The 24,711-nt window shown below is 70.3% G+C and carries 27 protein-coding genes and 2 tRNA genes; 15 read left to right on the top strand and 14 right to left on the bottom strand.

Going from position 1 to position 24,711, the window contains the following annotated elements:
- Positions 1-23: 23 nt before the first annotated feature.
- Genes BLS95_RS36160 through BLS95_RS36150 form a run of 3 tightly spaced genes read left to right on the top strand, consistent with a single transcriptional unit; the run spans position 24 to position 1,578 of the window.
- A complete protein-coding gene (locus BLS95_RS36160; RefSeq protein ID WP_090942544.1) occupies positions 24-530 on the top strand; it encodes an HNH endonuclease in 507 nt (168 codons plus the stop codon).
- A 42-nt stretch (positions 531-572) separates the two neighbouring features.
- Complete coding sequence (locus BLS95_RS36155) at positions 573-1,373, top strand: GNAT family N-acetyltransferase (RefSeq protein ID WP_090942182.1); 801 nt, start codon at positions 573-575, stop codon at positions 1,371-1,373.
- A 4-nt stretch (positions 1,374-1,377) separates the two neighbouring features.
- Positions 1,378-1,578 carry an FmdB family zinc ribbon protein gene (locus BLS95_RS36150; protein WP_090942179.1) on the top strand — a complete coding sequence of 67 codons (201 nt, stop codon included), beginning with the start codon at positions 1,378-1,380 and terminating at the stop codon, positions 1,576-1,578.
- A gap of 60 nt (positions 1,579-1,638) precedes the next feature.
- On the opposite strand, the gene BLS95_RS36145 is transcribed toward BLS95_RS36150, so the two are convergent.
- From BLS95_RS36145 to BLS95_RS36135, 3 genes are all read right to left on the bottom strand, one after another.
- Positions 1,639-2,133 carry a helix-turn-helix transcriptional regulator gene (locus tag BLS95_RS36145; protein ID WP_176993571.1) on the bottom strand — a complete coding sequence of 165 codons (495 nt, stop codon included), beginning with the start codon at positions 2,131-2,133 and terminating at the stop codon, positions 1,639-1,641.
- 109 nt (positions 2,134-2,242) lie between these two features.
- A complete protein-coding gene (ilvD, locus tag BLS95_RS36140; protein ID WP_090942174.1) occupies positions 2,243-4,081 on the bottom strand; it encodes a dihydroxy-acid dehydratase in 1,839 nt (612 codons plus the stop codon).
- A 121-nt stretch (positions 4,082-4,202) separates the two neighbouring features.
- Positions 4,203-5,018: a thioesterase family protein gene (locus BLS95_RS36135; protein ID WP_090942172.1), complete on the bottom strand. Its 816-nt coding sequence runs from the start codon at positions 5,016-5,018 to the stop codon at positions 4,203-4,205.
- A gap of 66 nt (positions 5,019-5,084) precedes the next feature.
- Here BLS95_RS36135 and BLS95_RS36130 point away from each other — a divergent pair, with 66 nt between their 5' ends.
- Positions 5,085-5,765, top strand: a complete 681-nt coding sequence (locus BLS95_RS36130) for a TetR/AcrR family transcriptional regulator (RefSeq protein ID WP_090942167.1) — start codon at positions 5,085-5,087, stop codon at positions 5,763-5,765.
- 108 nt (positions 5,766-5,873) lie between these two features.
- Here BLS95_RS36130 and BLS95_RS36125 read toward each other — a convergent pair whose 3' ends face one another.
- Positions 5,874-6,701, bottom strand: coding sequence for a nuclease-related domain-containing protein (locus BLS95_RS36125; RefSeq protein WP_090942164.1), 828 nt, complete (start codon positions 6,699-6,701; stop codon positions 5,874-5,876).
- Between the two features lie 218 nt (positions 6,702-6,919).
- On the opposite strand from BLS95_RS36125, the gene BLS95_RS36120 reads away from it, so the two are divergent.
- Entirely contained in the window at positions 6,920-7,210 is a 291-nt protein-coding gene (locus BLS95_RS36120) for a hypothetical protein (protein WP_090942161.1), read from the top strand.
- Between the two features lies 1 nt (position 7,211).
- A complete protein-coding gene (locus tag BLS95_RS36115; RefSeq protein ID WP_090942159.1) occupies positions 7,212-7,580 on the top strand; it encodes a DUF5130 family protein in 369 nt (122 codons plus the stop codon).
- 84 nt (positions 7,581-7,664) lie between these two features.
- Here BLS95_RS36115 and BLS95_RS36110 read toward each other — a convergent pair whose 3' ends face one another.
- The 3 genes from BLS95_RS36110 to pepN all read right to left on the bottom strand — a co-directional run bounded on the left by BLS95_RS36110 (position 7,665) and on the right by pepN (position 12,663).
- Positions 7,665-8,615 (bottom strand): hypothetical protein, encoded by a 951-nt coding sequence (locus BLS95_RS36110; protein WP_090942155.1) that lies wholly within the window; start codon positions 8,613-8,615, stop codon positions 7,665-7,667.
- A 94-nt stretch (positions 8,616-8,709) separates the two neighbouring features.
- Complete coding sequence (locus BLS95_RS36105) at positions 8,710-10,008, bottom strand: serine/threonine-protein kinase (protein ID WP_090942153.1); 1,299 nt, start codon at positions 10,006-10,008, stop codon at positions 8,710-8,712.
- Between the two features lie 108 nt (positions 10,009-10,116).
- Positions 10,117-12,663 (bottom strand): aminopeptidase N, encoded by a 2,547-nt coding sequence (gene pepN, locus BLS95_RS36100; RefSeq protein ID WP_090942150.1) that lies wholly within the window; start codon positions 12,661-12,663, stop codon positions 10,117-10,119.
- An 89-nt stretch (positions 12,664-12,752) separates the two neighbouring features.
- Here pepN and BLS95_RS36095 point away from each other — a divergent pair, with 89 nt between their 5' ends.
- Positions 12,753-13,373, top strand: a complete 621-nt coding sequence (locus tag BLS95_RS36095) for a mycothiol-dependent nitroreductase Rv2466c family protein (protein WP_090942148.1) — start codon at positions 12,753-12,755, stop codon at positions 13,371-13,373.
- Between the two features lie 143 nt (positions 13,374-13,516).
- A complete protein-coding gene (locus BLS95_RS36090; protein ID WP_090942145.1) occupies positions 13,517-14,920 on the top strand; it encodes an aldehyde dehydrogenase family protein in 1,404 nt (467 codons plus the stop codon).
- Between the two features lie 16 nt (positions 14,921-14,936).
- Here the strand turns inward: BLS95_RS36090 and BLS95_RS36085 are convergent, their stop codons facing one another.
- Positions 14,937-15,668 (bottom strand): SDR family oxidoreductase, encoded by a 732-nt coding sequence (locus BLS95_RS36085; protein ID WP_090942142.1) that lies wholly within the window; start codon positions 15,666-15,668, stop codon positions 14,937-14,939.
- Positions 15,669-15,677: 9 nt separating this feature from the next.
- Positions 15,678-16,163: a peptide deformylase gene (gene def / locus BLS95_RS36080; RefSeq protein WP_090942139.1), complete on the bottom strand. Its 486-nt coding sequence runs from the start codon at positions 16,161-16,163 to the stop codon at positions 15,678-15,680.
- Between the two features lie 90 nt (positions 16,164-16,253).
- On the opposite strand from def, the gene BLS95_RS36075 reads away from it, so the two are divergent.
- A complete protein-coding gene (locus tag BLS95_RS36075) occupies positions 16,254-16,721 on the top strand; it encodes a ribose-5-phosphate isomerase (protein ID WP_090942136.1) in 468 nt (155 codons plus the stop codon).
- Here BLS95_RS36075 and BLS95_RS56090 read toward each other — a convergent pair.
- A complete protein-coding gene (locus BLS95_RS56090; protein ID WP_176993570.1) occupies positions 16,718-16,864 on the bottom strand; it encodes a hypothetical protein in 147 nt (48 codons plus the stop codon). The two genes, BLS95_RS36075 and BLS95_RS56090, sit on opposite strands and share 4 nt — an antisense overlap.
- A 94-nt stretch (positions 16,865-16,958) precedes the next feature.
- A complete protein-coding gene (locus tag BLS95_RS36070; RefSeq protein WP_090942133.1) occupies positions 16,959-18,188 on the bottom strand; it encodes a GNAT family N-acetyltransferase in 1,230 nt (409 codons plus the stop codon).
- 118 nt (positions 18,189-18,306) lie between these two features.
- Between BLS95_RS36070 and BLS95_RS36065 the strand changes: the two genes are divergently transcribed.
- Positions 18,307-19,422 carry a PP2C family protein-serine/threonine phosphatase gene (locus tag BLS95_RS36065; protein ID WP_090942130.1) on the top strand — a complete coding sequence of 372 codons (1,116 nt, stop codon included), beginning with the start codon at positions 18,307-18,309 and terminating at the stop codon, positions 19,420-19,422.
- A 153-nt stretch (positions 19,423-19,575) separates the two neighbouring features.
- On the opposite strand, the gene BLS95_RS36060 is transcribed toward BLS95_RS36065, so the two are convergent.
- The gene (locus BLS95_RS36060; RefSeq protein ID WP_090942127.1) at positions 19,576-20,172 is read right to left on the bottom strand and encodes a response regulator transcription factor; all 597 of its coding nucleotides are present in this window, start codon (positions 20,170-20,172) and stop codon (positions 19,576-19,578) included.
- A 155-nt stretch (positions 20,173-20,327) separates the two neighbouring features.
- On the opposite strand from BLS95_RS36060, the gene BLS95_RS36055 reads away from it, so the two are divergent.
- From BLS95_RS36055 to BLS95_RS36045, 3 genes are all read left to right on the top strand, one after another.
- A complete protein-coding gene (locus tag BLS95_RS36055; RefSeq protein ID WP_090942124.1) occupies positions 20,328-21,632 on the top strand; it encodes a M50 family metallopeptidase in 1,305 nt (434 codons plus the stop codon).
- A gap of 84 nt (positions 21,633-21,716) precedes the next feature.
- Positions 21,717-22,160 carry a helix-turn-helix transcriptional regulator gene (locus BLS95_RS36050; RefSeq protein ID WP_090942121.1) on the top strand — a complete coding sequence of 148 codons (444 nt, stop codon included), beginning with the start codon at positions 21,717-21,719 and terminating at the stop codon, positions 22,158-22,160.
- Positions 22,161-22,165: 5 nt separating this feature from the next.
- The gene (locus tag BLS95_RS36045; protein WP_090942542.1) at positions 22,166-22,576 is read left to right on the top strand and encodes a VOC family protein; all 411 of its coding nucleotides are present in this window, start codon (positions 22,166-22,168) and stop codon (positions 22,574-22,576) included.
- Positions 22,577-23,587: 1,011 nt separating this feature from the next.
- On the opposite strand, the gene BLS95_RS36040 is transcribed toward BLS95_RS36045, so the two are convergent.
- Positions 23,588-24,118: a protein-tyrosine phosphatase family protein gene (locus tag BLS95_RS36040; RefSeq protein WP_090942116.1), complete on the bottom strand. Its 531-nt coding sequence runs from the start codon at positions 24,116-24,118 to the stop codon at positions 23,588-23,590.
- Between the two features lie 33 nt (positions 24,119-24,151).
- Here BLS95_RS36040 and BLS95_RS36035 point away from each other — a divergent pair, with 33 nt between their 5' ends.
- A complete protein-coding gene (locus BLS95_RS36035; protein ID WP_218136166.1) occupies positions 24,152-24,346 on the top strand; it encodes a tyrosine-type recombinase/integrase in 195 nt (64 codons plus the stop codon).
- A gap of 41 nt (positions 24,347-24,387) precedes the next feature.
- Here the strand turns inward: BLS95_RS36035 and BLS95_RS36030 are convergent.
- Positions 24,388-24,464 (bottom strand) — tRNA-Pro (locus BLS95_RS36030).
- A gap of 89 nt (positions 24,465-24,553) precedes the next feature.
- Here BLS95_RS36030 and BLS95_RS36025 point away from each other — a divergent pair.
- Positions 24,554-24,627: transfer RNA gene (locus BLS95_RS36025), tRNA-Gly, on the top strand.
- Positions 24,628-24,711: the final 84 nt, after the last annotated feature.

Here is a 24,711-nt window from a genome sequence, read left to right as displayed (position 1 = left end):
GCGCAGCAGGGAGAGGCCCGATGATGCGCCAAGTCCTGCTGCTGAATGCCACCTACGAGCCGATGACCACTCTTTCGCTGCACCGCGCGATCGTGCTCGTGCTGCGGGAGAAGGCCGACGTCGTCCACAGGGACGGCAGGGGCGCGGTGCTGCGCTCCGCGACCTGCACCCTCGACGTCCCGTCGGTGATCAGGCTCAGAAGATATGTCCGTATCCCCTACCGGTCCCGCATCCCCCTGACGCGAGCCGCCCTCATGCGGCGCGACGACTACCGCTGCGCCTACTGCGGCCAGCGGGCCGAGACCATCGACCACGTCATCCCCCGGTCCAGGGGTGGCACGCACACCTGGGAAAACTGCGTGGCCTCCTGCACCACCTGCAATCACCGCAAGGCCGACAAATACCTGGAGGAGCTGGGGTGGACGCTTCGCGTCAATCCCGCGGTCCCACGGGGCGCTCATTGGAGGCTCATCGGCGCGTCGCTCGTCGGTGACCCGCAGTGGGCGCCCTACCTCGAGGCGGCGGCCTGATACTGCTTTGCCGCCGAAGGCCGCCCCTGACACCATGAGCGGGTGTGGACCTTCACCTCGGATGTTGAGGAATACGCCGCGGTCGCCGAGCCCTTCCTGCTCGGCGACCCGGTGGGCAACACCGTGCCGCTGACGGTTCTGGCCAACCTGCGGGCGGGCATGCCCGCCAAGGATCCGTACTTCGGCTGGTGGACGGTGGACGGCCGGGTCAGCGGTGCGGTCTTCCGCACTCCGCCGCATCCGGTCGGTCTGACCGCCGTCCCCGTCGAAGCCCTCGCGCCCCTGGTGGCGGCCCTCGGCGGCGACCTGCCCGCCCTGGTGACCCGGGCTGAGCTGAGGTCCGAGGTGGTGCGGCTGCTCGGGCCGCCCCTGCGGGTGATCTCCGAACGCCTCTACCGCCTCGGCACGCTCTCCGTCCCCGACGTGCCGGGCCGGGGCCGGCTCGCGGTGCCCGGAGACTTCCCGCTGCTGGTGAGCTGGTATCACGCGTTCGGCGAGGAGGTGCGGCTGGGGGAGGAGGCCGACGTGGCCGAGCGGGTCGCCCGGCGGCTGGCGGCCCGCGAGCTGTTCGTGTGGGAGGCGGGCGGGGCGCCGGTCTCGCTCGCGGGGCTCTCCCCGGCGGCCGGCGGGGTCTGCCGCATCGGCCCCGTCTATACGCCGCCCTCCTGCCGCAGGCGCGGCTACGGCGCCGCCGTCACGGCCTGCGCCAGCCAGAGCGCGCTGGCGGAGCGCTGCGAGCAGGTGGTGCTCTTCACCGACCTGGACAACCCGACCAGCAACGCCATCTACCAGGCGATCGGCTATGTGCCCGTGTCCGACCACGCCCACATCGCCTACGCTTAGACGCATGCCGCGATACGACTTCCGCTGCCGCGCCTGCGGCTCCACGTTCAAGGTGTCCCGCCCGATGTCGGCCTCCGACGCCCCGGCGACCTGCCCCGAAGGGCACGACGACACGGTGAAGCTGCTGTCCACGGTGGCCATGACGGGCACCGCGGCCACCCCCAGGCAGACCGGCGGCTGCTGTGGCGGCGGCTGCTGCTCCTGACGGTGACCCGTGCGGGTCCGGCCAGGCAGAGGCTCGGCCGGGTCCGCGTTGCGGCGGTGCTTATGCGGCCCTGGCGCGCTTGCGGCGCTGGAACGGCAGGAACCGGTCGGCCAGGTGCGGCCGGGCCGGGGTGAGCGTGGGCTCGACCGCGATGATCCGGTCGAACCTGAAGGCCCTGATCGCCCGGCGCATCCGGCACACGCCGACCACATACCAGTATTCGCGGTGGACCAGACACGTCACCGGCTCGACGTCACGCGCGGTGACGTTGCCGGCGGCGTCCCGGTAGTGCAGGCGGATCATGAGTCGGCTGGTGATGGCGTCGGCCATGAGCCTGGCCCGGGAGGCGACCTCCACGGGCAGCGGCTCGGTCAGGGTCGCGAGCGTGGTGGCGATGACGTCGTCGTCGAGCTCCAGGTGCTCGAGTGCGTGCTGCAGGCCACGCCTGGCGGTGACGGCCTGCGGGCCCGTTCCGAGGTGAGCGAGGGAGAGGGCGAGGGCGGCGATCTCGGCGGTCGTCAGCGGGCGAGTATCGTGCTTCACGACTGTCGTCATACCCCAAGAATAGGGACCACGACCGACAATTTTCGAAAATCTGTACGGGGCCTGCGCCCGGCGACCCCGCGGGTGACGGCACCCGCGGGGGTCGTCCTGGGACCGCGGGTTACCGGCAGAGCTGCGACAGGTCGCGCGAGGCGCCGGTGGAGGCCGACGTGGTCATCGCCGCGTACGCCTGCAGCGCCACGCTCACCGGCCGGTTGCGGTCACGCGGCCGGTAGCCGCCCAGGTCGGCCAGCAGCCGCTCGCGCCGCGCCGCCAGCTCGGCCTCCGGCACCCGCAGGTCCATCGTCCGGTTGGGGATGTCGATGTCGATCAGGTCGCCGTCCTCGATGAGCGCGATCGCGCCGCCCTCCGCGGCCTCGGGCGAGGCGTGCCCGATCGACAGCCCGGAGGTGCCGCCGGAGAAGCGGCCGTCGGTGACCAGCGCGCACGCCTTGCCGAGCCCCTTGCCCTTGAGGAACGAGGTCGGGTAGAGCATCTCCTGCATGCCGGGGCCGCCCTTGGGGCCCTCGTAGCGGATGACCACCACGTCGCCCTCCTTGACCCGCCCGCCGAGGATGCCCTCGACCGCCTGCTCCTGCGACTCGAACACCACCGCGGGCCCGCTGAACTTCCAGATCGACTCGTCCACCCCGGCCGTCTTCACCACCGCGCCGTCGCGCGAGATGTTGCCGTACAGGACCGCGAGGCCGCCGTCCGCCGTGTAGGCGTGCTCCAGGTCCCTGATGCACCCGGCCGCCCGGTCGAGGTCGAGGGAGTCCCAGCGGTTGTCCTGCGAGTACGCCTTGACCGTGCGCACGTTGCCGGGGGCCGCGTGCCACAGCTCCACGGCCTCGGGGAGCACGGACGGGGAGCGCACGTCCCAGGAGGCCAGCACGTCGGCGAGGGTGCCACCGGTCACGGTGGGCACGTCGCGGTGCAGCAGCCCGCCCCGGTCGAGCTCGCCCAGGATGGCCGGGATGCCGCCGGCCCGGTGCACGTCCTCGACGTGGTATTTGCTGGTGGCCGGGGCGACCTTGCACACGCACGGCACCCGCAGCGAGATCTCGTTGATCTCCTTGAGCCCGAAGTCGACCCCGCCCTCGCGGGCCGCGGCCAGGATGTGCAGGATGGTGTTGGTCGAGCCGCCCATCGCCACGTCGAGCGTCATCGCGTTCTCGAACGCCTCGCGGGTGGCGATCGAGCGCGGCAGCACCGACTCGTCGTCGTCCTCGTAGTAGCGCCGGGTGATCTCCACGAGCTGCCGGCCCGCGTCCTCGAACAGCTTCTTTCGCGCCTTGTGCGTGGCGAGGATCGTGCCGTTGCCCGGCAGCGCCAGGCCGATGGCCTCGGCCAGGCAGTTCATCGAGTTGGCGGTGAACATGCCCGAGCAGGAGCCACAGGTCGGGCAGGCGCTCTCTTCCATCTCCAGCAGGTCGGCGTCGGAGACGGAGTCGTCGGCGGAGGCGATCATCGGGTCGATCAGGTCGAGCTTCTTGCCGGGCGTCTTCCCGGCCTCCATGGGCCCGCCGGAGACGAAGATCGTCGGGATGTTCAGCCTGAAGGCGGCCAGCAGCATGCCCGGGGTGATCTTGTCGCAGTTGGAGACGCAGATCAGCGCGTCCGCGCAGTGGGCGTTGACCATGTATTCCACGGCGTCGGCGATCAGCTCGCGGGACGGCAGCGAGTAGAGCATGCCGCCGTGTCCCATCGCGATGCCGTCGTCGACCGCGATCGTGTTGAACTCGCGGGGAATCGCCCCCGCCTCCCTGATCGCCGCGGACACCACGTCGCCGACCTCGCGCAGATGCACGTGGCCGGGCACGAACTGGGTGAAGCTGTTGGCCACGGCGATGATGGGCTTGCCGAAGTCGCTCCCGGCCACGCCGGTCGCCCGGAGCAGGGCCCGGGCACCGGCCATGTTCCTGCCGTGGGTGACTGTACGTGACCTGAGGGCGGGCATTGGCGCATCTCCCATCGCTAGCGAGTCTTCACATGCTACGACCATCGCCCGGTGGATGAGACGCCCGTCCACACAATGGACGGTCGGTTACCGGATCGTGCCGGAACCGACCTCGGCGATCTTACTGCGGGGCGGGCAGCCGTAAGGCGGCGAGCTGGGTCGCCTGGGCCACCAGGCGGCCCTTGTCGTCCCAGACGTGTGCCACCTCGTCCATCCTGTCACCGCCGACGTCCGTGGCCGTCAGCCGCACCCGGATCGGCCCGGGTGCGGGCAGCCTGCGGACGTATCCGGTCAGCTGGATCGTCGGCACCCAGCCCGGCACCCCCAGCTCCAGCGACACCGGCGGCACCGGGTCGAGCGCCACCAGCAGGCTCAGCGGGTCCCAGTCGGAGCCGTCGGCCAGCCGCTGCCAGCTCGTGAGGACGCCGCGCCCGGCGGGTGTGCCGAAGGCGAAACCCAGGTTCTCCGGGTCGAGGCGATTTTCGATCACGGCCATCAGCGGCACGGGCATGCCCGCGCCAGGGGCGTCGACGGGAGCCTGGAAGCATGCCTCCTCGGGCGCCATCGGCGCCGGCTCCGCCGCCGTCCACCAGGGGTCGGAGCCGTCCAGCCGGCTCAGCGTGATGTGCGCCTCGACCCGGGTCCTGCCCTCCTGCACCAGCGCGGCCCTGACCTGGGCCAGGCTCCGGCCGACCCGCAGCGTCTCGACCTGGGCCAGGGCCGCGCCCGGCTCGGGCGGCTCGACGAAGGAGGCACTGACGGCCGTCACGTGCGGGTGGCCCGCGCCAGCCGCGCTCTCGCAGGCGGCCCGCCCCAGCACGGCCAGCAGGTAACCGCCGTGTAACCGGGTCCCGACGCTCCACTGCGCGTCCAGCAGGGCATCGAACTCGCCGTCCCCCCGGGCGGTCAGCGCGGTTGCTTCCTGAAAAGTCCCCATATGTAGCAATCCTTCCGCAGGAGCTCAGATTGACATCGTTAACCTGACGGCGTCAAGGTGAGATCCATGACCACCAGACGCGTACGCGCCCGGCGCGGAGAGGGGCCGCTGCTCCGCGAGGAGATCCTGCGCGCGGCCGAGGACCTGCTGGCCGAGTCCGGCACCGAGGACGCGCTCACGCTGCGCGCGGTCGCGCTGCGGGCCGGGGTGTCCACGCCCTCGGTCTACCTGCACTTCACCGACAAGGAAGCGCTCGTCGAGGCGGTCTGCCTGCGGGTGTGGGGCGAGTTCAGCCGCCTGTTCACCGAGAACCTCGGCGGTGACCCGTTCCTCGCGCTGGGCCGCTGCGCCCGCGCGTACGCCCGCTTCGCCCTCGATCACCCGGTCCAGTACCGGGTGCTGATGATGCGGCCGTCGGCCGCGCCGGGCGTGCCCCCGGCCGCCGCCGAGTGTTTCCGCCAGATGGTGAACGCGGTCGCGGCCTGCGTGGAGACCCGCGTGTTCGAAGGCGATCCCGAGGAGGTCGCGCTCGGCCTCTGGTCGGCCGTGCACGGCTGCGTCTCCCTGCTGATCGCCCAGCCGGAGTTCCCGTGGCCGCGCGACAGGGAGGCGCTGATCAACCAGATCGTCCGGATGGCGGGCTTCGGCACGGCGCTGTACTCACGGCTGCCGGCCAAGCTGCCGCCGAGCCGGGAACTGGCCGCCGACCTCGACACCTTCGGCGCCCACCTGGCCCGCGACCGCTAGTCAGGCTCCGCGAGCACGAGAGCGGTGCCGCATCCACGGCTCGAAGCCGTGAACCGAGCGGGCCCGGCCACCATCGGCCTGTGCCCGCCCGGCATCGGGTGCGGGGTGCTAGTCCTCGCCGTAGCGGGCGGGCAGCACCTGGCCCGCGATGTCGAAGATGCGGTCGATCTCGGTGTCCGTCAGCGCCCGCTCACGCTTGGTGATCCATCTGCGGGCCCGATCGCCCTGGTAGACGTCCACGCCGCGAATGGTCATGACCTTCCATGGCACCGGCGGCCCGTAGATGGCGAGCGAGGGCACGACGGACACCTCGCGGCCGAACGCCTTGGTGATCAGCTCGCTGGCCTGCGACGCCTCCCACTTCGCCTCGGTGAGGCGGGCCTTCATGTCGAAGGGGCCGTGGAAGAGCTTTTTGCCCATCTGCACGCGGACGGGCAGGCGCTTGTCCCACTTCTCCGAGTCGACCGCGTAGATCCCGGTCGGACCCACCACGAGGTGGTCGATCTGGGCCTCGCTGTCGGGGATCGCCCGGGCGTGCAGCGTGCGGTAGCCGTTGCGTTCGAGCTTGCGCAACTGCGCTTCGGTACGGCGCTCCGCCACTGACGTCCGCCGCCACGCGGGCACGGAGGAGTTGGAGCGCGCTCGATAGACCGCCTCCAGGATGGCGGCGATCACGCCCGCCGTGACACCCACCCGCCAGTCGTGCGCCAGGAAACCCACCACGAGGCCGACGGCAACCCCCACGATCAGGCGGTTGCGCAGGCGCCGGAAGCGCGGCTGTTGGAGCAGGCTACGCACGGACGCGCGCTCGACGGGCGCGTACGTGGAGGTGGGCGCCGAAGGCTTGGCGGCGGCGGTCTGCTCGCTCTCTGGTCGGTCGCTCACCCAGATGGGTGACGCGTTGTGACCGTCTTCTCGCTGGTTGTCGGAGTCCACGCAACTCACCGTAGCTCGGAGATCGGAACGTTTCCTAGTGTTGCCCTGTCCATACTTTTATGGCCCAGCTCATCGTGTTCCACGCGCGTTTTCGGGGTATGTCTTACGTTCTCTAGAGATCCTCTGGCTCCTCAAAGGATCTTAGCTTGACCGGCCCGGTCGGTGGACACCCACAGACGGGTCTGGCCGGACGCGCCGACGAGGATTACGTTCATGGTGTGAACAGCGCGGTGGAGATTCTGCTCTTCCTCATCGGGGTGTCCTTGGGGCTGTTCGTACTGATCAGCCTGCTCGTCATGCTGCCGGGGCGCAGTGCGCAACGGCGGATCGAGTCCGGCCCCGTCTGGCTGGGCGGGCCCGCCCGGAGCGAGCGCGGGGTGAGCACGTCGGGCCTGGTGCTGGCCGATCGGGTGGCGCACTGGGCGGTCATCCCCGAGCACGACTGGGTCGCGGCCGCCGAGACGGCCGAGCCCGGCAGGCGTGCCGGCGGGGCCTCGGCGGGATGGTGAGATGACGATGCGTGGACTGACCGCCGCCCAGGCCGACGACGTCCGGCAGGCCCTGCTCGCGGCCGAGCGGCGCAGCGGGCTCAGGTTCGGGGTGTTCCTCGGGGAGCCGGTGGGCGGGCGCCGCCACTTCGCCGAGCGCCTGCACGCCGCCCTGGGCGAGGAGGCCGACGACGCCGTGGTCGTCTTCGTGGACGTCACCGGCCGGGCCCTGGAGATCGTCACGGGCGAGCGGGCCCGCCGGCGGCTGCCGGACAGCGCGTGCCGCCTGACGGCGATGTCGATGGCGACCGCGTTCAGCGTGGGCGACCTGATCGGCGGCCTGCTGTACGGCATCTCCGCCCTCGCCGAGCAGTCCACCGCCCGCCGCTGACCGCCGCGCGGTTCCTCGCGGCCGATGCCTGGGCCCTGACCCGCCGGAGCGGGAACGCTAGACCGGTGGCCGCCGGGTGGCGGGTCAGTGCCGGTGCAAGAGGGTGACGATGTGGTCGCTGACTCCGGCCAGCAGCGTCGCCGGTGCGATCGGGGCGACGGCGATCGCGGAGAACAGCGCCGGCAGCCCGGCCAGCGGAAACCCGTCGTCCTTCAGCGCCGCCGCGCCCGCCGGGTTCTTGTCCAGGCCCGCCCGGCTGCGCTCCCACGCGTCCAGCACCTCCTCCGGCGACGGCACCCCGAACCCGTGCCCCACCGGGGCCGCGTGGCGCAGCCGTACGAGCGGGGTATCGGCGAAGGCCAGCGCGGTGCGGGCGCGCAACTGGAGGTCGGCGCGCGGCGCCGGCTCGATCCAGTCCATCGCGGTGCAGGGGTGGCGGCACGTGGCGACGCAGACCGCGAGCGCGCCGGCGACCTGGCTGTGCTGCCGGTCGAAGTAGGCCCGCCAGCCCTCCGCGGGCTCACCCGACACACGCAACGTCCGGTTGGTGGCGGACTGTTCGGACTTGGTGTGGTCACACTCGCGATCGCCGATCACGCCGAACCTGCTCCCGGGCGCGCTCAGCCCGTCGGGCCAGCGGGCGGGGTCGCCGGCATGCCCCACCTGCGGCTCGAAGGCCAGCAGGGGCAGGTATTCGCTGGCGATGTGCACCGCCGCGATCATCGGGCTCAGCTCGCGCCGGTGCCACCGTACGGCGATCACCTCCAGCAACAGCCCGTACGCGGGCCGCAGCGACTCAAGCGCCCCCCGCGGCTGCTCGCGCGGAGTCTGCGGCATGTGGCAGGCCCGGGCGCGCCGGCGCAGGTCGGCGGGCACTCCCTTGGCCTCGGCCGCGAAATCCTCGGCGTCGAGCGAGAGCAGTCGCTGCCCGAACTCGCACACCTCGGCGATCTCCTCCGAGGGCGCGAGCGCACCGAGGTCGGCGAAGGCGTAGCGGCGGGCAAGGGCGATGAGCAGGTCCCTGGTCGTCTCCACCCGATGAACCTTCTCACGACCACCGAGCGCTAGCGGACATAGAGCGCGCTTCGGGCATCGGGGTGCGGAGACGCCTGCCGGAGCCGCGCCGGTCTCACGGGCACGGGGCCCGGATGCACTGGATGTCGCCGCCGGTCGGCTTGTTGGGCGTGGGCGGGGCCGTGGGCTCCTCGGAACCCGGCGGGGTCGGCTCCGCCGTGGGCGGCTCCGGCTCCGCGGTGGTCGGCGCGGTGGTCGGCGTGCTGGGCGGGGCCGTGGTGGTGGTGCCGGGGGTCGCGGTGGGGCGCGGCGGACGTGTGACCCGCGGCGACTCGGTGGCGGCCGTGGTGGTGGGGGCGGGGGTGGACTGCCGGTGGGCCGGCGTGGTCAGGTTTCTGGCGGGCGCCGTGGTCATGGAGACCTTGACCGCCGGCTGGCCGGCCGTCGGCGTCGCCTCGCTCGTGCTGGTCGTGGGCTGGGCCGGGCGCAACCACACCGAGCCCGCCACGGCCGCCGACACCAGCACGGCGGCGGCGATGGTGAGCACCGCCCGCATCGCGCGGCGCCGGCGCGGGACGGGCAGCGCGCCGGGCGCGGCCATCGCCCTGCGGGTGGCCTCGGTCATCTGCGCCATCGTGGCCCAGCGCGCGTCGGGCGTCTTCTCCAGCGCCCGCGACACCACCTGCCGAGGCCCCGGCGGCACGCTGTCGGGCAGGCGCGGGACCGGGGCGTTGAGGTGCTTGAAGATGATCTGTACGGGCGTGTCGCCCTGGAACGGCAACCGCCCGGTCAGGCATTCGTAGGCCACCACGCCCAGCGCGTAGACGTCGACCGCGGGTGTCACCTCGCTGGAGGTGGCCATCTCGGGCGCGCAGTAGCCGGCCGAGCAGAGCATCGTGCCGGTGGCCGTCAGCTGACCGGCGGAGGCGGAGTGGGCGATGCCGAAGTCGGTCAGCGCCACGCTGCCGTCCGGCCTGATCATGAGGTTGGCCGGCTTGACGTCGCGATGGACGATGCCCTGCGCGTGGGCCGCGGCCAGCGCGTCGCCGACCTCGGCGATCAGCCGCATGGTCTCCGCGGTGCCGAGCGGGCCACGCCGCAGGACGCGGTCGAGCGACTCGCCCCGCACGTATTCCATGACCAGGAAGCTCACCGAGCGGCCCGCGACGTCGCAGACGCCGTAGTCGTAGACGTCGACCACGCCGGGGTGCCGGAGGGTGGCCATGGCCCGGGCTTCGTTCTGGAAGCGCTGGGTGAAGGTGGGGTGCTCGTTGAGCGCGGGCATGAGCACCTTGACCGCGACCGCGCGTCCGAGAACGGTGTCGTCGGCACGCCACACCTCGCCCATGCCGCCACCGCCGAGGCGATCAGACAGCACGTAGCGGTCGTTGAGGGTGGTCCCCGCGCCTAGCACGCCTTGAGGCTAACATCGCCCCCCGCTCGCCACGGCCAACTCACCCAATCAGCGAACCCGCCGATGGGGAAGGCCCCCGCCGAGGTGACGGGGGCCTATCCACGGAGGTCAGGCGGGCATGGCGTCCCGCTCGCGGTTGCGCAGCGCCCGGCTGACGCCGTCGGCGCCCTCCAGGATGAGCCGGCGCAGCGCGTGCGGCGGCTGCTCGGCGGCCAGGAAGTCCTGCGCGGCGCTGACGGTCCCCGGCTCGATGAGCAGCGCGGGGAAGCAACCCACGGCGAAGCTCCCCGCCTGGTCGTACGTCCACTTCTGGTAGATCGGCCCGACCTCGGCGAAGTACTTCTCCCGGAACGGCGCCATCAGGTCGGGGTGGTGCGGGTCCTGGAACCCCTGGATGGTCGCCCTGGCGATGTGGTTGGCCAGCCGGCCGCTCACGATCCGCTCCCAGGCCGCGTCCTTGGCCTCGGGCGTCGGGATCGAGGCCCGGCACAGCGCCGCCGAGCGCTCGCCCGTCGCCGTGGGGTCACGGCGCAGCTCGGCCTCGATGCCGGACTCGTCCAGCCGGCCGCCCGACACCAGCGCGTGCACCAGGGTCCAGCGCAGGTCGGCGTCCACGCTCAGCCCCTCGGGCACGGCCGAGCCGTCCAGGATGGCCGCCAGCAGCTCCAGGTCCTCCGCGGAGGTGGCCACGGGCGCGAGCGCCTGAAGGAAGGCGAGCTGCTGGTCGGAGCCGGGCTTGGCCGTGCCGAGCAGCGCGCGCAGCTTGCCCGCCAGCAGCGCCATGCCCTCGGGCCGCCAGGCGGGGTCGGCGTACTGCTGCACGGCCATGCGCGCCTGCCGCAGGATCGTCTGCAGGACCGTGATGTCGGAGACCGTGTCCGCGCCGGAGATGACCAGCTGGACATAGTCGCGTGTGGACATCTCGCCGTCGCGGGTCATGTCCCAGGCCGCCGACCAGCACAGCGCCCGGGGCAGCGGCTCGGTGAACTGCGCGATGCCGCCGTTGACCAGTGTGCGCAGGGAGTCGTCGTCGAGGCGGATCTTGGCGTAGGTCAGGTCGTCGTCGTTGAGCAGCACCAGGTCGGGCTGCTCCTCGCCGACCAGCTGCGGCACGCTCGTACGGGCGCCGACCACGTCGAGCTCCACCCGCCTGGTCCGGGTCAGCACCCCGTCGGCCAGGGAGTAGAGGCCGATGGCGACCCGGTGGGAGCGCAGCGTCGGGTAGTCGGCCGGGGCCTCCTGGAGCACCTCGAAACCGGTGAAGCGCCCGCCCGAGACCTCGAACGAGGGGCGCAGCGTGTTGACCCAGGAGGTCTCCAGCCACTCCTTCGACCAGGCGGACAGGTCGCGTCCCGAGGTCCGCTCCAGGGCGTCGAGCAGGTCCTTCAGCTCGGTGTTGCCCCAGGCGTGCGCGGCGAAGTAGTCGCGCACGCCGGCCAGGAAGTTGTCCAGGCCGACGTAGGCCACGAGCTGCTTGAGCACCGAGGCGCCCTTGGCGTACGTGATGCCGTCGAAGTTGACCTCGACCGCCTGCATGTCCGGGATGTCGGCGGAGATGGGGTGGGTGGAGGGGAGCTGGTCCTGGCGGTAGGCCCAGGACTTCTCCACGTTCGCGAACGTGGTCCAGGCGCCCTTGCCCCAGCGGGTGGCCTCGGCCTGGGCGAGCACGGACATGTAGGTGGCGAACGACTCGTTCAGCCACAGGTCGTCCCACCAGCGCATGGTGACCAGGTCGCCGAACCACATGTGCGCCATCTCGTGCAGGATCGTCTCCGCGCGCCGCTCGACCACGGCGTCGGTGACCCTGGAGCGGAAGATGTAGTCCTCCAGGAAGGTCACGCAGCCCGCGTTCTCCATGGCGCCGGCGTTGAACTCGGGCACGAAGAGCTGGTCGTACTTGCCGAACGGGTAGCGCACGCCGAACACCCGGTGGAAGAAGTCGAAGCCCTGACGGGTGACCTCGAAGATGTTGTCGGCGTCGAGGTGCTCGGCCAGCGAGGCCCGGCAGTAGAGGCCGAGCGGGATGCCGTCGTGCTCGGTGGTCACCTTGTGGTAGGGCCCGGCCACCAATGCAGTGATATAGGTGGACATGACCGGAGTTACGGGGAACTGCCAGCGCTTGGCCGCCCCACCGGCCCCGGCCACCTCCGTCACCTCGGCGACGGCGGCGTTGGAGACGACCTCCCAGTCGCCCGGGGCGACCACGGTGAACTGGAAGGTGGACTTGAGGTCGGGCTGGTCGAAACAGGCGTACATGCGGTGCGCGTCGGCCGTCTCGAACTGGGTGTGCAGGTAGACCCGCTGGTCCACCGGGTCGACAAAGCGGTGCAGACCCTCGCCGGTGCGCATGTACGGGCAGCCGGCCTCCACTCGCAGCACGTTGGACGCGGCGAGCTCGGGGAGCGGGAAGCGTCCCTTCTCCTCGTCGTAGCCGGACACGTCGAGGTCCTGGCCGTTGAGTGTGACCCGGCGCACCTCGGCGCCGTGCAGGTCGATGAACGTGGACACCCCCGGACGGATGCTGTCGAAGCGGACCGTCGTCACGCTCTCGAAGCGCTCGTCCCCATCCGTCAGATCGAGTGCGACCTCGTACGACTCGACCTTCAACAGCTGGGCGCGCGCACGAGCCTCGTCCCGGGTCAGGTTGCCTGCCAAGTTGCGCTCCTTTACACCACTTCGTCGGGGTTGTCCGTATCCTGTCATGCCGGGAATAGGACCCGAACCACCTCAGGTTATGGCCAGACGTGACTGAGAAGATTCCCGTGGACCTGTGGTTCGACCCCTCCTGCCCCTTCGCTTGGGTCACGTCGCGCTGGCTGCTCGAAGTGGAGAAGGTTCGGCCGATCGAACCCCGCTGGCGTCAGATGTCCCTCTACTTCCTCAATGAGGACAAGGACGTCTCGGAGGACTACCTCCGGGGCGCCGCGCGCGCGATGGGCGCCGTTCGCGTCATCGCCGCCGCCGGGGCCAAGCACGGCGAGCAGTACGTCGGCGCCCTCTACACCGAGATCGGCACCCGCCTGCACAACCAGGGCCTGAGCAAGGAGCCGGAGCGCCTGCGCGAGGTCGTCGAGGGCGCGCTCGAAAGCGTGGGCCTCGACAAGGACCTCGCCGAGGCCATGCACTCCGAGGAATGGGACGAGGGCATCCGCGCCTCGCACGACGAGGGCATCACGCTCGTCGGCCAGGAGGTCGGCACGCCGATCATCCGCGTCGGCTCCAACGCCTTCTTCGGGCCCGTGATCACCCGCATCCCGCGCGGTGAGGACGCGGGCACGCTCTGGGACGGCGTGCTGATGGTCACCGCGTCGGAGGACTTCTTCGAGCTGAAGCGGACGCGTACCAGGCGGCCCCAGTTCGACTGACGCCTTTTGGCTGACAATCCCGACTTGTCGCGTAAAACCGTCGTACTGTGACGGGAAAAGGCTCAGCGGCGGCGTGGAAGGCTCGTCCCTGACTCAGGCCCAGCCCTCGCGCCGCCTCCTGGCGCGCTGACAGGATGGTGGCTATGCGTCAGCTCTTTATCGGCGGCTCCTGGACGGGTTCGGCGTCGGACGAGTCCATCGAGGTCGTCAATCCGGCCACGGAAGAGATCATCGACCGAGTGCCCGCGGGCTCTCCCGACGACGTGGAGGCGGCCGCGACCGCCGCCCGCAGGGCCTTCCCCGGCTGGTCGGAGACCCCCGCGGCGGAGCGCGGCAAGCTCCTCGGCGACGCGGCGGCGCTGCTGAAACAGCGCGCCGAGGAGATCGCCGAGGTCATCTCGACCGACATGGGCTCGCCGCTGGGCTTCGCGCTCAAGGTGCAGACGCTCGTCCCCGCCACCGTCCTGGCCTCCTACGCCCAGCTTGCCGAGAGTCATCCACGGGAGTCACGCGTCGGCAACTCGCTGGTGGTCAAGGAGCCCGTCGGGGTGGTCGCCGCCATCACGCCCTGGAACTACCCGCTGCACCAGATCGTCTGCAAGGTCGCCCCCGCGCTGGCCGCCGGGTGCACCGTGGTGCTCAAGCCGAGCGAGGTGGCGCCGCTGGCGGCCTACGCGCTGGCGGAGATCTTCGACGAGGTGGGCCTGCCGCCCGGCGTGTTCAACCTGCTCAGCGGGCGCGGCTCGGTCGTGGGCGAGGCGATGGCCGCCCACCCCGAGGTCGACATGGTCTCCTTCACCGGCTCGACGCCCGCCGGCCGCAGGGTCGCCTCGCTCGCCGCCGAGTCCGTCAAGCGGGTCGCCCTTGAGCTCGGGGGCAAGTCGGCCAACGTCATCCTCCCCGACGCCGACCTGGCCCTGGCCGTCAAGGTCGGGGTGGCCAACTGCTTCGTCAACGCCGGCCAGACCTGCTCGGCGTGGACCCGCATGATCGTGCACCGCGACCAGTACGACGAGGCCGTCGCCATGGCCGTCGCGCTGGCCCGCGGCTACACCGTCGGCGACCCCTTCGACGAGTCGACCAGGATCGGCCCGCTGGTGTCGGCCGTCCAGCGCGCCCGCGTGGTCCGCTACATCAACCGGGGCCAGGAGGAGGGCGCCAGGCTGGTCGCGGGCGGCACGGAGCGGCCGCGGGAGCGAGGTTACTTCGTCGAGCCCACGGTGTTCGCGGCGGTGGAGCCGGGGATGACGATCGAGCAGGAGGAGATCTTCGGGCCGGTCCTGTCGCTGATCCCGTACACGAGCGAGGACAACGCCGTACAGATCGCCAACGACACCAGATACGGCCTGGCCGGCGCGGTCTGGGCGGGCACCGAGGAGCACGCCCTCGCGGTGGCCCGCAGGCTGCGCACCGGCCAGGTGGCCGTCAACGGCGGCCGGTTCAACCCGATGGCGCCCTTCGGCGGCTACAAGCAGTCGGGAGTGGGCCGCGAGCTGGGCGAGCAGGGGCTGGAGGAATATCTGGAGATCAAGGCCATGCAGCTGTAGCCGAGGCCGGGCCCGGTCACACGAACAGCCCGCCGGTGGCGCGGAGGTTGTGCCCGGTGATCCAGCGCCCGTCCGGGCCCGCCAGGAGGGCCACCGCCGCGGCGATGTCGTCGGGCCGGCCCAGGCGCCCCAGCGCGGTCAGCGCCGACGTCTGGGCCAGCGCCTCCTCGGGGTTGGCGCCCCGCAGCATGTCGGTGTCGGTGGCGCCGGACGAGACGACGTTCACGGTGATCCCGCGCGCGCCCAGCTCCCGCGCCGCCACCTTGGCGAACTGCTCCATGGCCGCCTTGCTGCCGCAGTAGAGAGCCAGGGCCGGCGCGGGCACCTCGGTGTTGAGCGAGGAGATGTTGACGATCCGTCCGCCGTCGCGCATCACCCGGCCCGCCCACTGCATCGCGAGGAACACGGCCCGGGTGTTCACCGCGAACACCCGCTCGTAGTCCTCCTCGGTGATGTCGGCGATCAGCTTGTGTCCGTCGAGAGTGGCGGCGTTGTTGACGAGGATGTCCAGCCCGGGCAGCCGCGCCTCCGCCTCGGCGAACAGCCGCTCCAGGTCCTCCTTGACGCCGAGATCGGCCCGTACGGCATGCGCCCCCGTCTCCTTGGCCACCTGCCGCGCCGCATCCTCGGCATTCTGGTAGCAGAAGACGACCTCGGCCCCGTCGTCGGTCAGTCGCTCCACGATCGCCTTGCCGATGCCCCTGGAGCCACCGGTCACCAGCGCACCCTTGCCGGAAAATACGCTCATGGCCCCAACCTATGCCTTCAGCATGATCTTGCGCGCCTCGCTTCTGGGCAGCCGGTCGACGTAGAGCTTGCCGTCGAGATGCTCGGTCTCGTGCTGGAAGCAGCGTGCCAGCGAGCCGCGGGCCTTGACCCGCACCGGTCGCTGGAGCCGGTCGAGCCCCTCGATGGTCACGCCCGAGGCGCGCGCGACGGCGGCGTAGATCGGCTTGCGCGTGTCGCGGTCGGGCACGGACAGGCAGCCCTCCTGGTCGATCGTCTCCTCGGGGTCGTCGACGGTGAGGACCGGATTGACCACGTGGCCCTTGCGCCCGCTGATGTCGTAGACGAACAGCCGCCGCGGCACGCCGATCTGCGGGCCGGCCAGTCCCACGCCGTCCACCGCGTACATGGCCTGGAACATCTCGTCGATCAGGCGGCGCAGCTCACGGTCGAACTCCGTCACGGGCTCGGCGGGCGTGCGCAGGACGGGGTCGCCGATGACGCGGATCTCACGCATAGATCTCTGCTTTCGTAAGGACTGGGGAACGGTAGGAGTCCTTACTCTAGCCAGCGAGCCCGGGCGGCCGCGCTGTGAAAGACTGGTGAGGTGCGTGTTTACATCGGTGCCGACCATGCCGGCTATGAGCTCAAGAACCACCTGGTGTCCTGGCTGAAGGACCACGGCCACGAGGTGACCGACTGCGGTCCCTTCGTCTACGACGCCGAGGACGACTATCCGGCGTTCGTGCTGCGCGCCGCCGAGGGCGTCGCAGGTGACCCGGCCAGCCTGGGGGTGGTCATCGGCGGCTCGGGCAACGGCGAGCAGATCGCCGCCAACAAGGTGCGCGGCATCCGCGCGGCGCTGGCCTGGAGCGAGGAGACGGCCGGCCTGGCGCGCGAGCACAACAACGCCAACGTGGTCAGCCTCGGCGCGCGCATGCACACCGTGGAGGAGGCGACCAGGTTCGTGGAGGTCTTCCTGGGCACGTCGTTCACCGGCAGCGAGCGCCACAGCAGGCGCATCGCGCAGCTGGTCGCCTATGAGACGATCGGCCAGCTCCCCTCGCTGCCCTAAGCCTTGCGCTTGGCGTCGCGCCGGGGCATCTCGTCGCGCAGGGGCCGCCGGTCGGCGGCCTCCTGCTGCTCCTTCGACGGTTTCGACACGTCGCGGGCACGCATGGCGACCGTCGCGGTGATCTGCAAACTTTGCAACGCCATGCTCCCGACCATACGTCAGCCCGCTCCGAACGTCAGCCCGCTCCCGACGTCATCCCCGCTCCCGACGTCATCCCCGCTCCCGACTTCGGCCCCGTCAGAACGTCAGCCCCGCCCACGGCTTCGGGCTCCACGACAGGGCGGTGGCCAGCGCGCGCACCGAGCCGGGGGAGTGCTCGCGCAGCAGGCCCGCCGCCAGCGACTCCATCAGCACGCCGTCCCCCAGGTAGGCCGAGCCGAGCACGTTCATCGGCACCGTCACGTCCGGCTGGTCCTCCACGGCCTTGCACTCCGCACCTCGCGGATCGGCGGAGAGCCGCCAGCGGCCGGTGTTCCACGGGCACACGTCGTCCTCGACCTCGATCACCACGTCCACCGCCGCCGAGTAGGCCCGCGAGGTCAGCGCGCGGTCCAGCTCGACCAGGCGTACCCACAGCTCGTCCGCCCAGCCCGCGCGCAACTGGCGCCCGTCGGCCAGCAGCGCGATCAGCGGGTCGTCCACCGGCCTGCCGCGCGCCTCGACCCTGGACGCCAGGTCGCGGTCCAGTACGTGGCGCCAGAGCAGCGCGTAGGCCGCCGGGTCGGTCGCCTCCAGCTCGAACAGCTTGATCTCCCCGTCGGGCACGCCGTTGGCGTCCCAGGACGACTTGACGCGGAACAGGGCGTAGCCGCGCACGCCGCCGTCGTCCTGGGCGAGGACCGTGCGCAGCGGCCCGTCCCCGCGCTGGTCGAACTCCTCGTCGGCGAGCACGATGTCCCACGTCTGCGGCTTGCGCTCGTAACGCCCCGGGCGCCTGGTCACGACCGTGGCGAACACCTTCTCCAGCTCGGTCCGTACGTCGGCGGGGCGGGCCACCCTGAGCCTGAGCGACGGGTCGGCGGGGGCGCTCGCGACGAAGGCCGAGGCGCGCTTGTCGATGCGGAACGACAGCTCGGTGGAGGCCCTGCCGTACCCGTACCGGCCGTAGATCGCCGCCTCGGAGGCGTAGAGGGCGGCGACGCACTCGCCGCGTTCGCGGATGTCGGAGAGTTGCCTGTGCATGATCGCGGACAGTACGCCGCGCCGGCGGTGCGAGGGCAGCACGCTGACGCTCGTCACCCCCGCGACCGGAAGCTGCCCGCCGGGGACGGTCATGGTGAGACTCAGCGCGCCGGCGACCCCGGCGATGACGTCGCCGTCGAACGCGGCGAGGGTGCGGTCGAACTCGGTCTCGGCCTTGTACCGTGCTGACTGCTGGGGGTGAGGCGCCCAGCCGAACCCCTCACTGAGAACCTGGCCGAAGGCCTGCCACTCGGACTCGTCAACCGGACGGATCGGATACCTCATCCGTCCAAGGTAGGAGCGGGCAAAGAGGGACGGCCACCCAATATCCGTGCTTAATGATCAAGGCCTTGGTCAAGTGGGCTGCCCAAACAACGGTCAGACCGATACAGTCAGGCGCATCATGAGTTCCCGTCCGGCGCCGCTGATCCCGCCACGGGTCCGCGCCGTCCTGGTGCGGGTGCCCTTTCTAGTCACTATCGTCCGATTTGTTCGCAGAGGGCCGCTGGCCCGCGACCGCAATCTGCTCATCACGCTCGCCACGCTCTCGCTCGTCATCGGGTTCCTGGCGGCGGAGGTCTCGACCGAGTGGTTCTCGCCCTCCCTGCTCATCCTGGTGACCTTGCTCGGTGGCCTCCAGCTCCGGCTGCGCAGCCTGGTCAAGCTGCTGGTGGCGGTGGCCGTCGCGCTCGGCTACATCGCGGTGACGCTGGGCGTGGCCAAGGTCGGGCTCGGGCTCACCGTGACGATCGGGTTCACCACCGTGCTCGCCGTGCTCATGGCCCGTACGAGGGGCAAGCTGGGCGTGCAGGGCCTGCGCGGCGACGCGATGCTGCTGGAGTTGCGCGACCGGCTCAAGAGCCAGGGCGAGCTGCCCCCGCTGCCCAAGGACTGGGGCGGCAAGGTGGTGCTCAAGCAGGCGGGCGGGTCCTCCTTCGGCGGTGACTTCCTGGTCTCCATGCGCGACGGCGACATCGTCGACATCGCCCTGGTCGACGTGTCCGGCAAGGGGGTCGACGCGGGCACCAGGGCGCTGCTGCTGTCCGGCACGTTCGGCGGGCTGCTCGGCTCGGTCGACGACTTCCTGCCGGCCTGCAACGCCTACCTGCACCGCCAGCGCGGTGACGAGGGGTTCGTGACGGCTGTGCACGTGCGGCTCAACCTCGCGACGGGGGAGTACACGATCACCTCGGCCGGGCATCCGCCGGTGGTGAAGTTCGATGTGGGCACGGGCAACTGGCAGGTCGCCTCGGCCAAGGGCGTGGTCCTCGGCGTGGTGCCCGACCTGCACTGCGAGCCCGACAACGGCGTCCTGCGCAAGGGCGACGCGCTGCTGCTCTACACCGACGGGCTGATCGAGCAGCCCGGCCGTGACATCGACGCCGGGCTCGACCGGCTGCTCGGCGAGGCGGAGCGGCTGCTGCCCTCCGGTTTCCGCGACGGGGCCAAGGCACTGGTCAACGCGATGGCCTCCGGCCACAACGACGACTGCGCGCTGGTGCTGATCTGGCGCCCCTGACGTTTCACACGGGTCAGGTCGTGATGGCGGTCACTGGCAGCCGGCTTTGACCTGCTGACATCCTCTAGGGGTTCGGGGCCCCGGCGGGGCGGCGCGGCTCCGCCGGGGCCCCGGTCACCCGTCCCGGCTCCACCGGGGGCCCGTGGTCGTGGCTCACAACCAGCCCCAGTCGCTGGCGATGCGTACCGCGTCCAGCCTGTTGCGTGCGCCCGTCTTGCACATGATCCGCGACAGGTGGTTGCGTACGGTGCCGACCGACAGGAAGAGCTGGTCGGCGATCTCCGTCGAACGCGCGCCCCCCGCCGCGATCCGCAGCACGTCGAGCTCCCGCCTGGTCAGCGGGTTGGCCGCGCACTGGAGGGCGGCCGCCGCCAGTTGCGCCTCGACGGCCCGGTGCCCGGCCGCGACCTGGCGTACCCCGTCGGCGAGGTGGTCGGGCGGCACGCACAGGCTCATGAACCCGAGCGCGTTGCCGGCCAGGGCCTTGCGCACCTTCCCGGGGTCGGGTGAGGCCGACAGGATGAGCACCCCGCAGCCCGGCGCCTGCTCGGCCAACTGGGCGGCGACCGGCAACCCCGGCAGGTCGAGGTCCAGCACGGCCACGTCAGGACGGTTGCCCAACGCCGCCCGCACCGCCTCGTCCGGGCATCCCGTCTCGGCGACGACGCGCAGGTCCGGCTCGCTGTCGAGAGTCGCGTACAAACCACGGCGGACCAAAGGCCGGTGTTCGGCGATCAGTATCTGGATCAAGACGTCCCCCTCCGTCGTCTCTCAGCGTGTTCGTTTGATCGCATACTGTCAATGCTCTTCAAAAGGCAGGCAAGCGGTGGGGCGCGGCGAGTTCGACTAGTCTGGGCTTGTCGAACCTTTCGTCTGCCCCAACCGTCTGAGTGGAGCGCGCATCGATGAACTGGCTCTATCTCGTGGGGATCATCCTTTTCCTGCTCGGACTGGTGATCTCCATCGCGTTGCACGAGATCGGCCACCTGGTGCCTGCCAAGCTTTTCGGCGTCAGGGTGACGCAATACATGGTCGGCTTCGGCAGCACGGCCTGGTCACGGCGCAGGGGCGAGACCGAATACGGCATCAAGTGGATCCCGCTGGGCGGCTACATCCGCATGATCGGCATGCTGCCGCCGCGTCCCGGTGATGATCCGACCAGGCTCAGGAGCACGGCCACCGGGCCGTTCCAGGGGCTCATCGAGTCCGCCAGGGACGCCGCGCAGGAAGAGGTGCGGCCGGGCGACGAGGATCGCGTCTTCTACCGCAAGAAGTGGTGGCAGAAGGTCATCATCATGTCCGGCGGCCCGGCGATGAACTTCGTGCTGGCCTTCATCTTCTTCAGCATCCTGCTGGTCGGCATCGGCCTGCCGAGCTGGGCCCCGATCGTGTCGCCCGAGACCCAGACGTGCCTGATCCCGATCTCGGAGCAGCGCACCGAGTGCAAGCCCACCGACAAGCGCACCCCCGCGGCGCAGGCGAACCTCAAGCCGGGCGACCGCCTGGTCTCCTTCGGCGGCCAGAAGATCTCTTCCTGGGACGACGCCACCCGGCTGATCCGCTCCCACGGCCCCGGCCCCGTCCAGATCGGCATCGTGCGTGACGGCAGGCCGATGACGGTCGGCGCCACGCTCATCGCCCAGGACCGGCCCAACCTCCAGGACCCGAAGAAGATCGACAAGAACGTCGGCTTCCTGGGCGTGCTGCCCACGGAGGTCATGGAGCGGCAGAGCCTCGGCCAGGTGCTCGGTTACATGGGCGAGCTCACCGGCCGGGTGGCCGGCTCGCTGATCAACCTGCCGGCGAAGATGGTCGGCGTCTGGAACGCGGCCTTCTCCGGCCACGAACGCGACCCCGAGGGCCCGGTCGGCGTGGTCGGCGCGGGCCGCATGGGCGGTGAGATCCTCGCCTCCGACCTGTCCAACGAGAAGAAGATCGCCATCTTCGTCAACCTGCTGGCCGGGTTCAACCTGGCGATCGGCATGTTCAACCTCATCCCGCTACTGCCGCTGGACGGCGGCCACATCGCGGGCGGCCTGTGGGAGGGCATCAAGCGGGCCTACGCGAAGATCATGCGGCGGCCGGAGCCCCGATACGTGGACATCGCGAAGGTGCTGCCGCTGACGTACGCGGTCGCGTTCGTCATGATCATCATGGCCGGCCTGCTCGTCTACGCCGACCTGGTCAACCCCCTCACGCTGACCGGCTGACCCGCTCTCCGCACCGGCCCCGGGACGCGCGCTCCGAGCGGGCGGCGTGGACACCGGGGCGGTTCACGGGGCAGGCTGGCACCCGTGACCGGCAGACCCGACCCGCGCCTGCGTGAGCTGGCCCTGCTGCGCCGCGTCCGCGACCGGATCGACCGTGACTACGCCCAGCCGCTGGACGTGCCGGCGCTGGCGCGCGGCGTCCATCTCTCGGCCGGGCACCTGAGCCGGGAGTTCCGTGCCGTCTACGGCGAGTCGCCCTACAGCTACCTCATGACCCGGCGCATCGAGCGGGCCATGACCCTGCTGCGGCGCGGCGACATGTCGGTCACCGAGGTCTGCTTCGCGGTGGGCTGCGCGTCGCTGGGCACCTTCAGCACGCGGTTCTCCGAACTGGTCGGCATGTCGCCGAGCGCCTACCGCCGCCTGGCCGCCGAGGACGCCGCCGGCCTCCCCGGCTGCGTCGTGAAGCGGGTCATGCGACCGATCAGGAATCGAGAAGCCCTCCCGGCCCGCGCCGACCTATCGTGATCGGCATGAACCTCACCATTCACCAGACGTTCCTGCCGGTCGACGACCCCGACAAGTCGCTTGCCTTCTACCGCGACGCGCTGGGTTTCGAGGTACGTAACGACGTGGGCTACGAGGGCATGCGCTGGATCACGGTGGGGCCGGTGGACCAGCCGCAGACGTCCATCGTCCTCGAACCCCCGGCCGCCGACCCGGGCCTCACCGACGACGAGCGCCGTACGATCGCCGAGCTCATGGCCAAGGGCAGCTACGCGAGCATCGTGCTCGGCACCTCGGACCTGACCGGCACCTTCGAGCGGGTGCAGGCAAGCGGCGCCGACGTCGTCCAGGAACCGACCGACCAGCCCTTCGGCCTGCGCGACTGCGCCTTCCGCGACCCCGCGGGCAACCTCGTACGCATCAACCAGCTCCCCTGAACCCCGTCGCCCGCGGCGAAAGCGGCCTTCCGGCTGCTGCGACATGGTCCACCAACTCTTGCAGCCGCACCGTATGTGGAAGGGCGCGCTCGGAGTCACCCGTTGGAACGTTATGCAAGTGTGCTCTCGTGCCAGCCACTCCTCATCCATGGGCACGCCCATGATGGCCTCCGCCGTCATCAGCGACGCCGTGCCGTAGTTGGTCTGCCACCCCTCCAAGCCGCTGGGGGTGGTGCTCATCCAGCGCTCCACCGTCTCCTGGTCGGGCGTGGCGTCGTACTCCCACCCAATGCCCTCGAAGCTCACTACAACGCGCCCCCTTTCCCTGTACGTGACGAAGGGCGGACCGAAGTCACTCCAGCCGACGTCCAGGCACACGCCTGCCTGAGAGAGGCGGGCCTGCGCGTCGGTCTCCAGGAAAGGCAGCCCTGGCTCCATGAGGACTACGCCATGGCCGAGCGCACCGGCGAAGAGGAACGGTATCCCCTCCTCGATACCAAAGTGGGCGGCCTCGTCGGTCTCGCTGAACGTGGCGGCTGTCACCACGTACCGGTCTCCGCCGTAGAGGGCGAGGACGTCGTCCAGAGTGGCGCCCGCACACCAAGTGATCCAGGTGGTGTTCCCTAAGGCGTCGCCCACCTGTTCGTAGTCGGTCATGGGCGCGATCTTGCCGTCCACTACCGAGGACATCAACAACTGGATGCTTCGCCGAGGGACAACTGGGACAGGCATCAACTCGGACTGTCCCTGATGGTTGCTTACGTTCGTACTGGTCAGCACAGGTTTAGGGACAGCTGGGACAGCCGGGACGGCATGTTGCTAGGCACCCTCCCACCGGCACGACATGAACGGAGGAGAGTTGCCACCAGATGTTGAGCCGGCCCACGCGTGGTGGCACCGCCCTGGCAGTGTCGCGAACATCTATATCCGCGCACGAACACCCGAGGCTTTGGATGATGCGCGCAAGCGCCTCCCGTACCTGGTTCAAATGGCGTTGATCCTTGAGAGGCTTTAGCTGCGAAGCCCCATGATGAACGCTTCCTGGCCGGCGGTTTCCACAGCGTCCGGGCAGTAGTTGCCCCGAACCCAGGAAATCGCATCGCTAGCAGCATGGCCGGTAAGAATGGCAAGGATGGCGAGCGCGGTGCCGGTGCGCCCGTGGCCACCGAGACAACCGAGTTCCACCTGTTGCCCAGTGCGGGCACGGTCGAGGAGAGACCGCAACGCGGTGACTACCGCCGCCGAATCACGGGGGACGCCGAAATCGGGCCAGTCGAGGTGATCGTGGACCCACGACGGCCGCCAGCGAAAGTCGAGGTAGAGCCCATAGTCGGGTTGTCGGTCACGGGCATAGGGATCCATCGCATCGAAGGAGACGGCTTGGAATTGGGTGCCGTCGGGCAACACGACCACATCACAATGCCGGTGCACTTCGAACTGGCGGTGTTGATGCTCTTGGTCGGTGCACTTGGCCGGCTCTGCGCCCAGATACCAGTGCACCTTATGTTCGGCGCAGGCCACAATCACGCGGGTCTCGGTCATCTGCGCTTCTCTCCAAGAGTTAGCTTTTCCCGTGTGTCGCCGGCAGCCGGGACGGAACTGGACGCGGCCAACGTGCGGCGCGCGTTCCGCAACATCATCAAGGACGCGGACGGGGTGAACTCGAACGAGTGGACGCCGAGAGAACTGCGGCACAGCTTCGTGTCCCTGCTCTCTGACAACGGGCTACCACTCGAAGAGATCTCCCGCCTGGTCGGTCAAGCAGACTGACAAGCAGAAGGCCCCATCCTCATCGGATGGGGCCTTTGAGCTGGTCGGGGCGACAGGATTTGAACCTGCGACTTCTTGCTCCCAAAGCAAGCGCGCTACCAAGCTGCGCCACGCCCCGTCTCGTCGGTTGCGCATGCGGTCCGCGACTCCGGTACGCTTACGCCCTGACGACCGGATGAAGTCTAGACCAGACTCCGACCGGTTCGCGCGGACGTAGCTCAATGGTAGAGCCCTAGTCTTCCAAACTAGCTACGCGGGTTCGATTCCCGTCGTCCGCTCCAGATGGCGAAAGGCCAGGTCAACCGGGTTCGGGGGCCTGGCCTTCGTGGTCTTCCGACATTCCGCCGCGGAAAAATGGAGCGGAG

It is taken from the genome of Nonomuraea jiangxiensis (genome assembly GCF_900099965.1).
GTDB classification, from domain to species: domain Bacteria; phylum Actinomycetota; class Actinomycetes; order Streptosporangiales; family Streptosporangiaceae; genus Nonomuraea; species Nonomuraea jiangxiensis.
This window is presented reverse-complemented; position numbering and strand designations above follow the sequence as displayed.

Bases quoted from the DNA above. Each gene is read 5' to 3' on its own strand.
- BLS95_RS36130 (WP_090942167.1), top strand. From the start codon at position 5,085: ATGACCACCAGACGCGTACGCGCCCGGCGCGGAGAGGGGCCGCTGCTC.
- BLS95_RS36150 (WP_090942179.1), top strand. From the start codon at position 1,378: ATGCCGCGATACGACTTCCGCTGCCGCGCCTGCGGCTCCACGTTCAAG.
- BLS95_RS56090 (WP_176993570.1), bottom strand. From the start codon at position 16,864: ATGGCGTTGCAAAGTTTGCAGATCACCGCGACGGTCGCCATGCGTGCC.
- BLS95_RS36070 (WP_090942133.1), bottom strand. From the start codon at position 18,188: ATGAGGTATCCGATCCGTCCGGTTGACGAGTCCGAGTGGCAGGCCTTC.
- BLS95_RS36040 (WP_090942116.1), bottom strand. From the start codon at position 24,118: ATGACCGAGACCCGCGTGATTGTGGCCTGCGCCGAACATAAGGTGCAC.
- BLS95_RS36115 (WP_090942159.1), top strand. From the start codon at position 7,212: ATGACGATGCGTGGACTGACCGCCGCCCAGGCCGACGACGTCCGGCAG.
- BLS95_RS36145 (WP_176993571.1), bottom strand. From the start codon at position 2,133: ATGACGACAGTCGTGAAGCACGATACTCGCCCGCTGACGACCGCCGAG.
- BLS95_RS36065 (WP_090942130.1), top strand. From the start codon at position 18,307: ATGAGTTCCCGTCCGGCGCCGCTGATCCCGCCACGGGTCCGCGCCGTC.
- BLS95_RS36090 (WP_090942145.1), top strand. From the start codon at position 13,517: ATGCGTCAGCTCTTTATCGGCGGCTCCTGGACGGGTTCGGCGTCGGAC.
- BLS95_RS36055 (WP_090942124.1), top strand. From the start codon at position 20,328: ATGAACTGGCTCTATCTCGTGGGGATCATCCTTTTCCTGCTCGGACTG.
- BLS95_RS36085 (WP_090942142.1), bottom strand. From the start codon at position 15,668: ATGAGCGTATTTTCCGGCAAGGGTGCGCTGGTGACCGGTGGCTCCAGG.
- BLS95_RS36135 (WP_090942172.1), bottom strand. From the start codon at position 5,018: ATGGGGACTTTTCAGGAAGCAACCGCGCTGACCGCCCGGGGGGACGGC.
- BLS95_RS36160 (WP_090942544.1), top strand. From the start codon at position 24: ATGCGCCAAGTCCTGCTGCTGAATGCCACCTACGAGCCGATGACCACT.
- ilvD (WP_090942174.1), bottom strand. From the start codon at position 4,081: ATGCCCGCCCTCAGGTCACGTACAGTCACCCACGGCAGGAACATGGCC.
- BLS95_RS36045 (WP_090942542.1), top strand. From the start codon at position 22,166: ATGAACCTCACCATTCACCAGACGTTCCTGCCGGTCGACGACCCCGAC.
- def (WP_090942139.1), bottom strand. From the start codon at position 16,163: ATGCGTGAGATCCGCGTCATCGGCGACCCCGTCCTGCGCACGCCCGCC.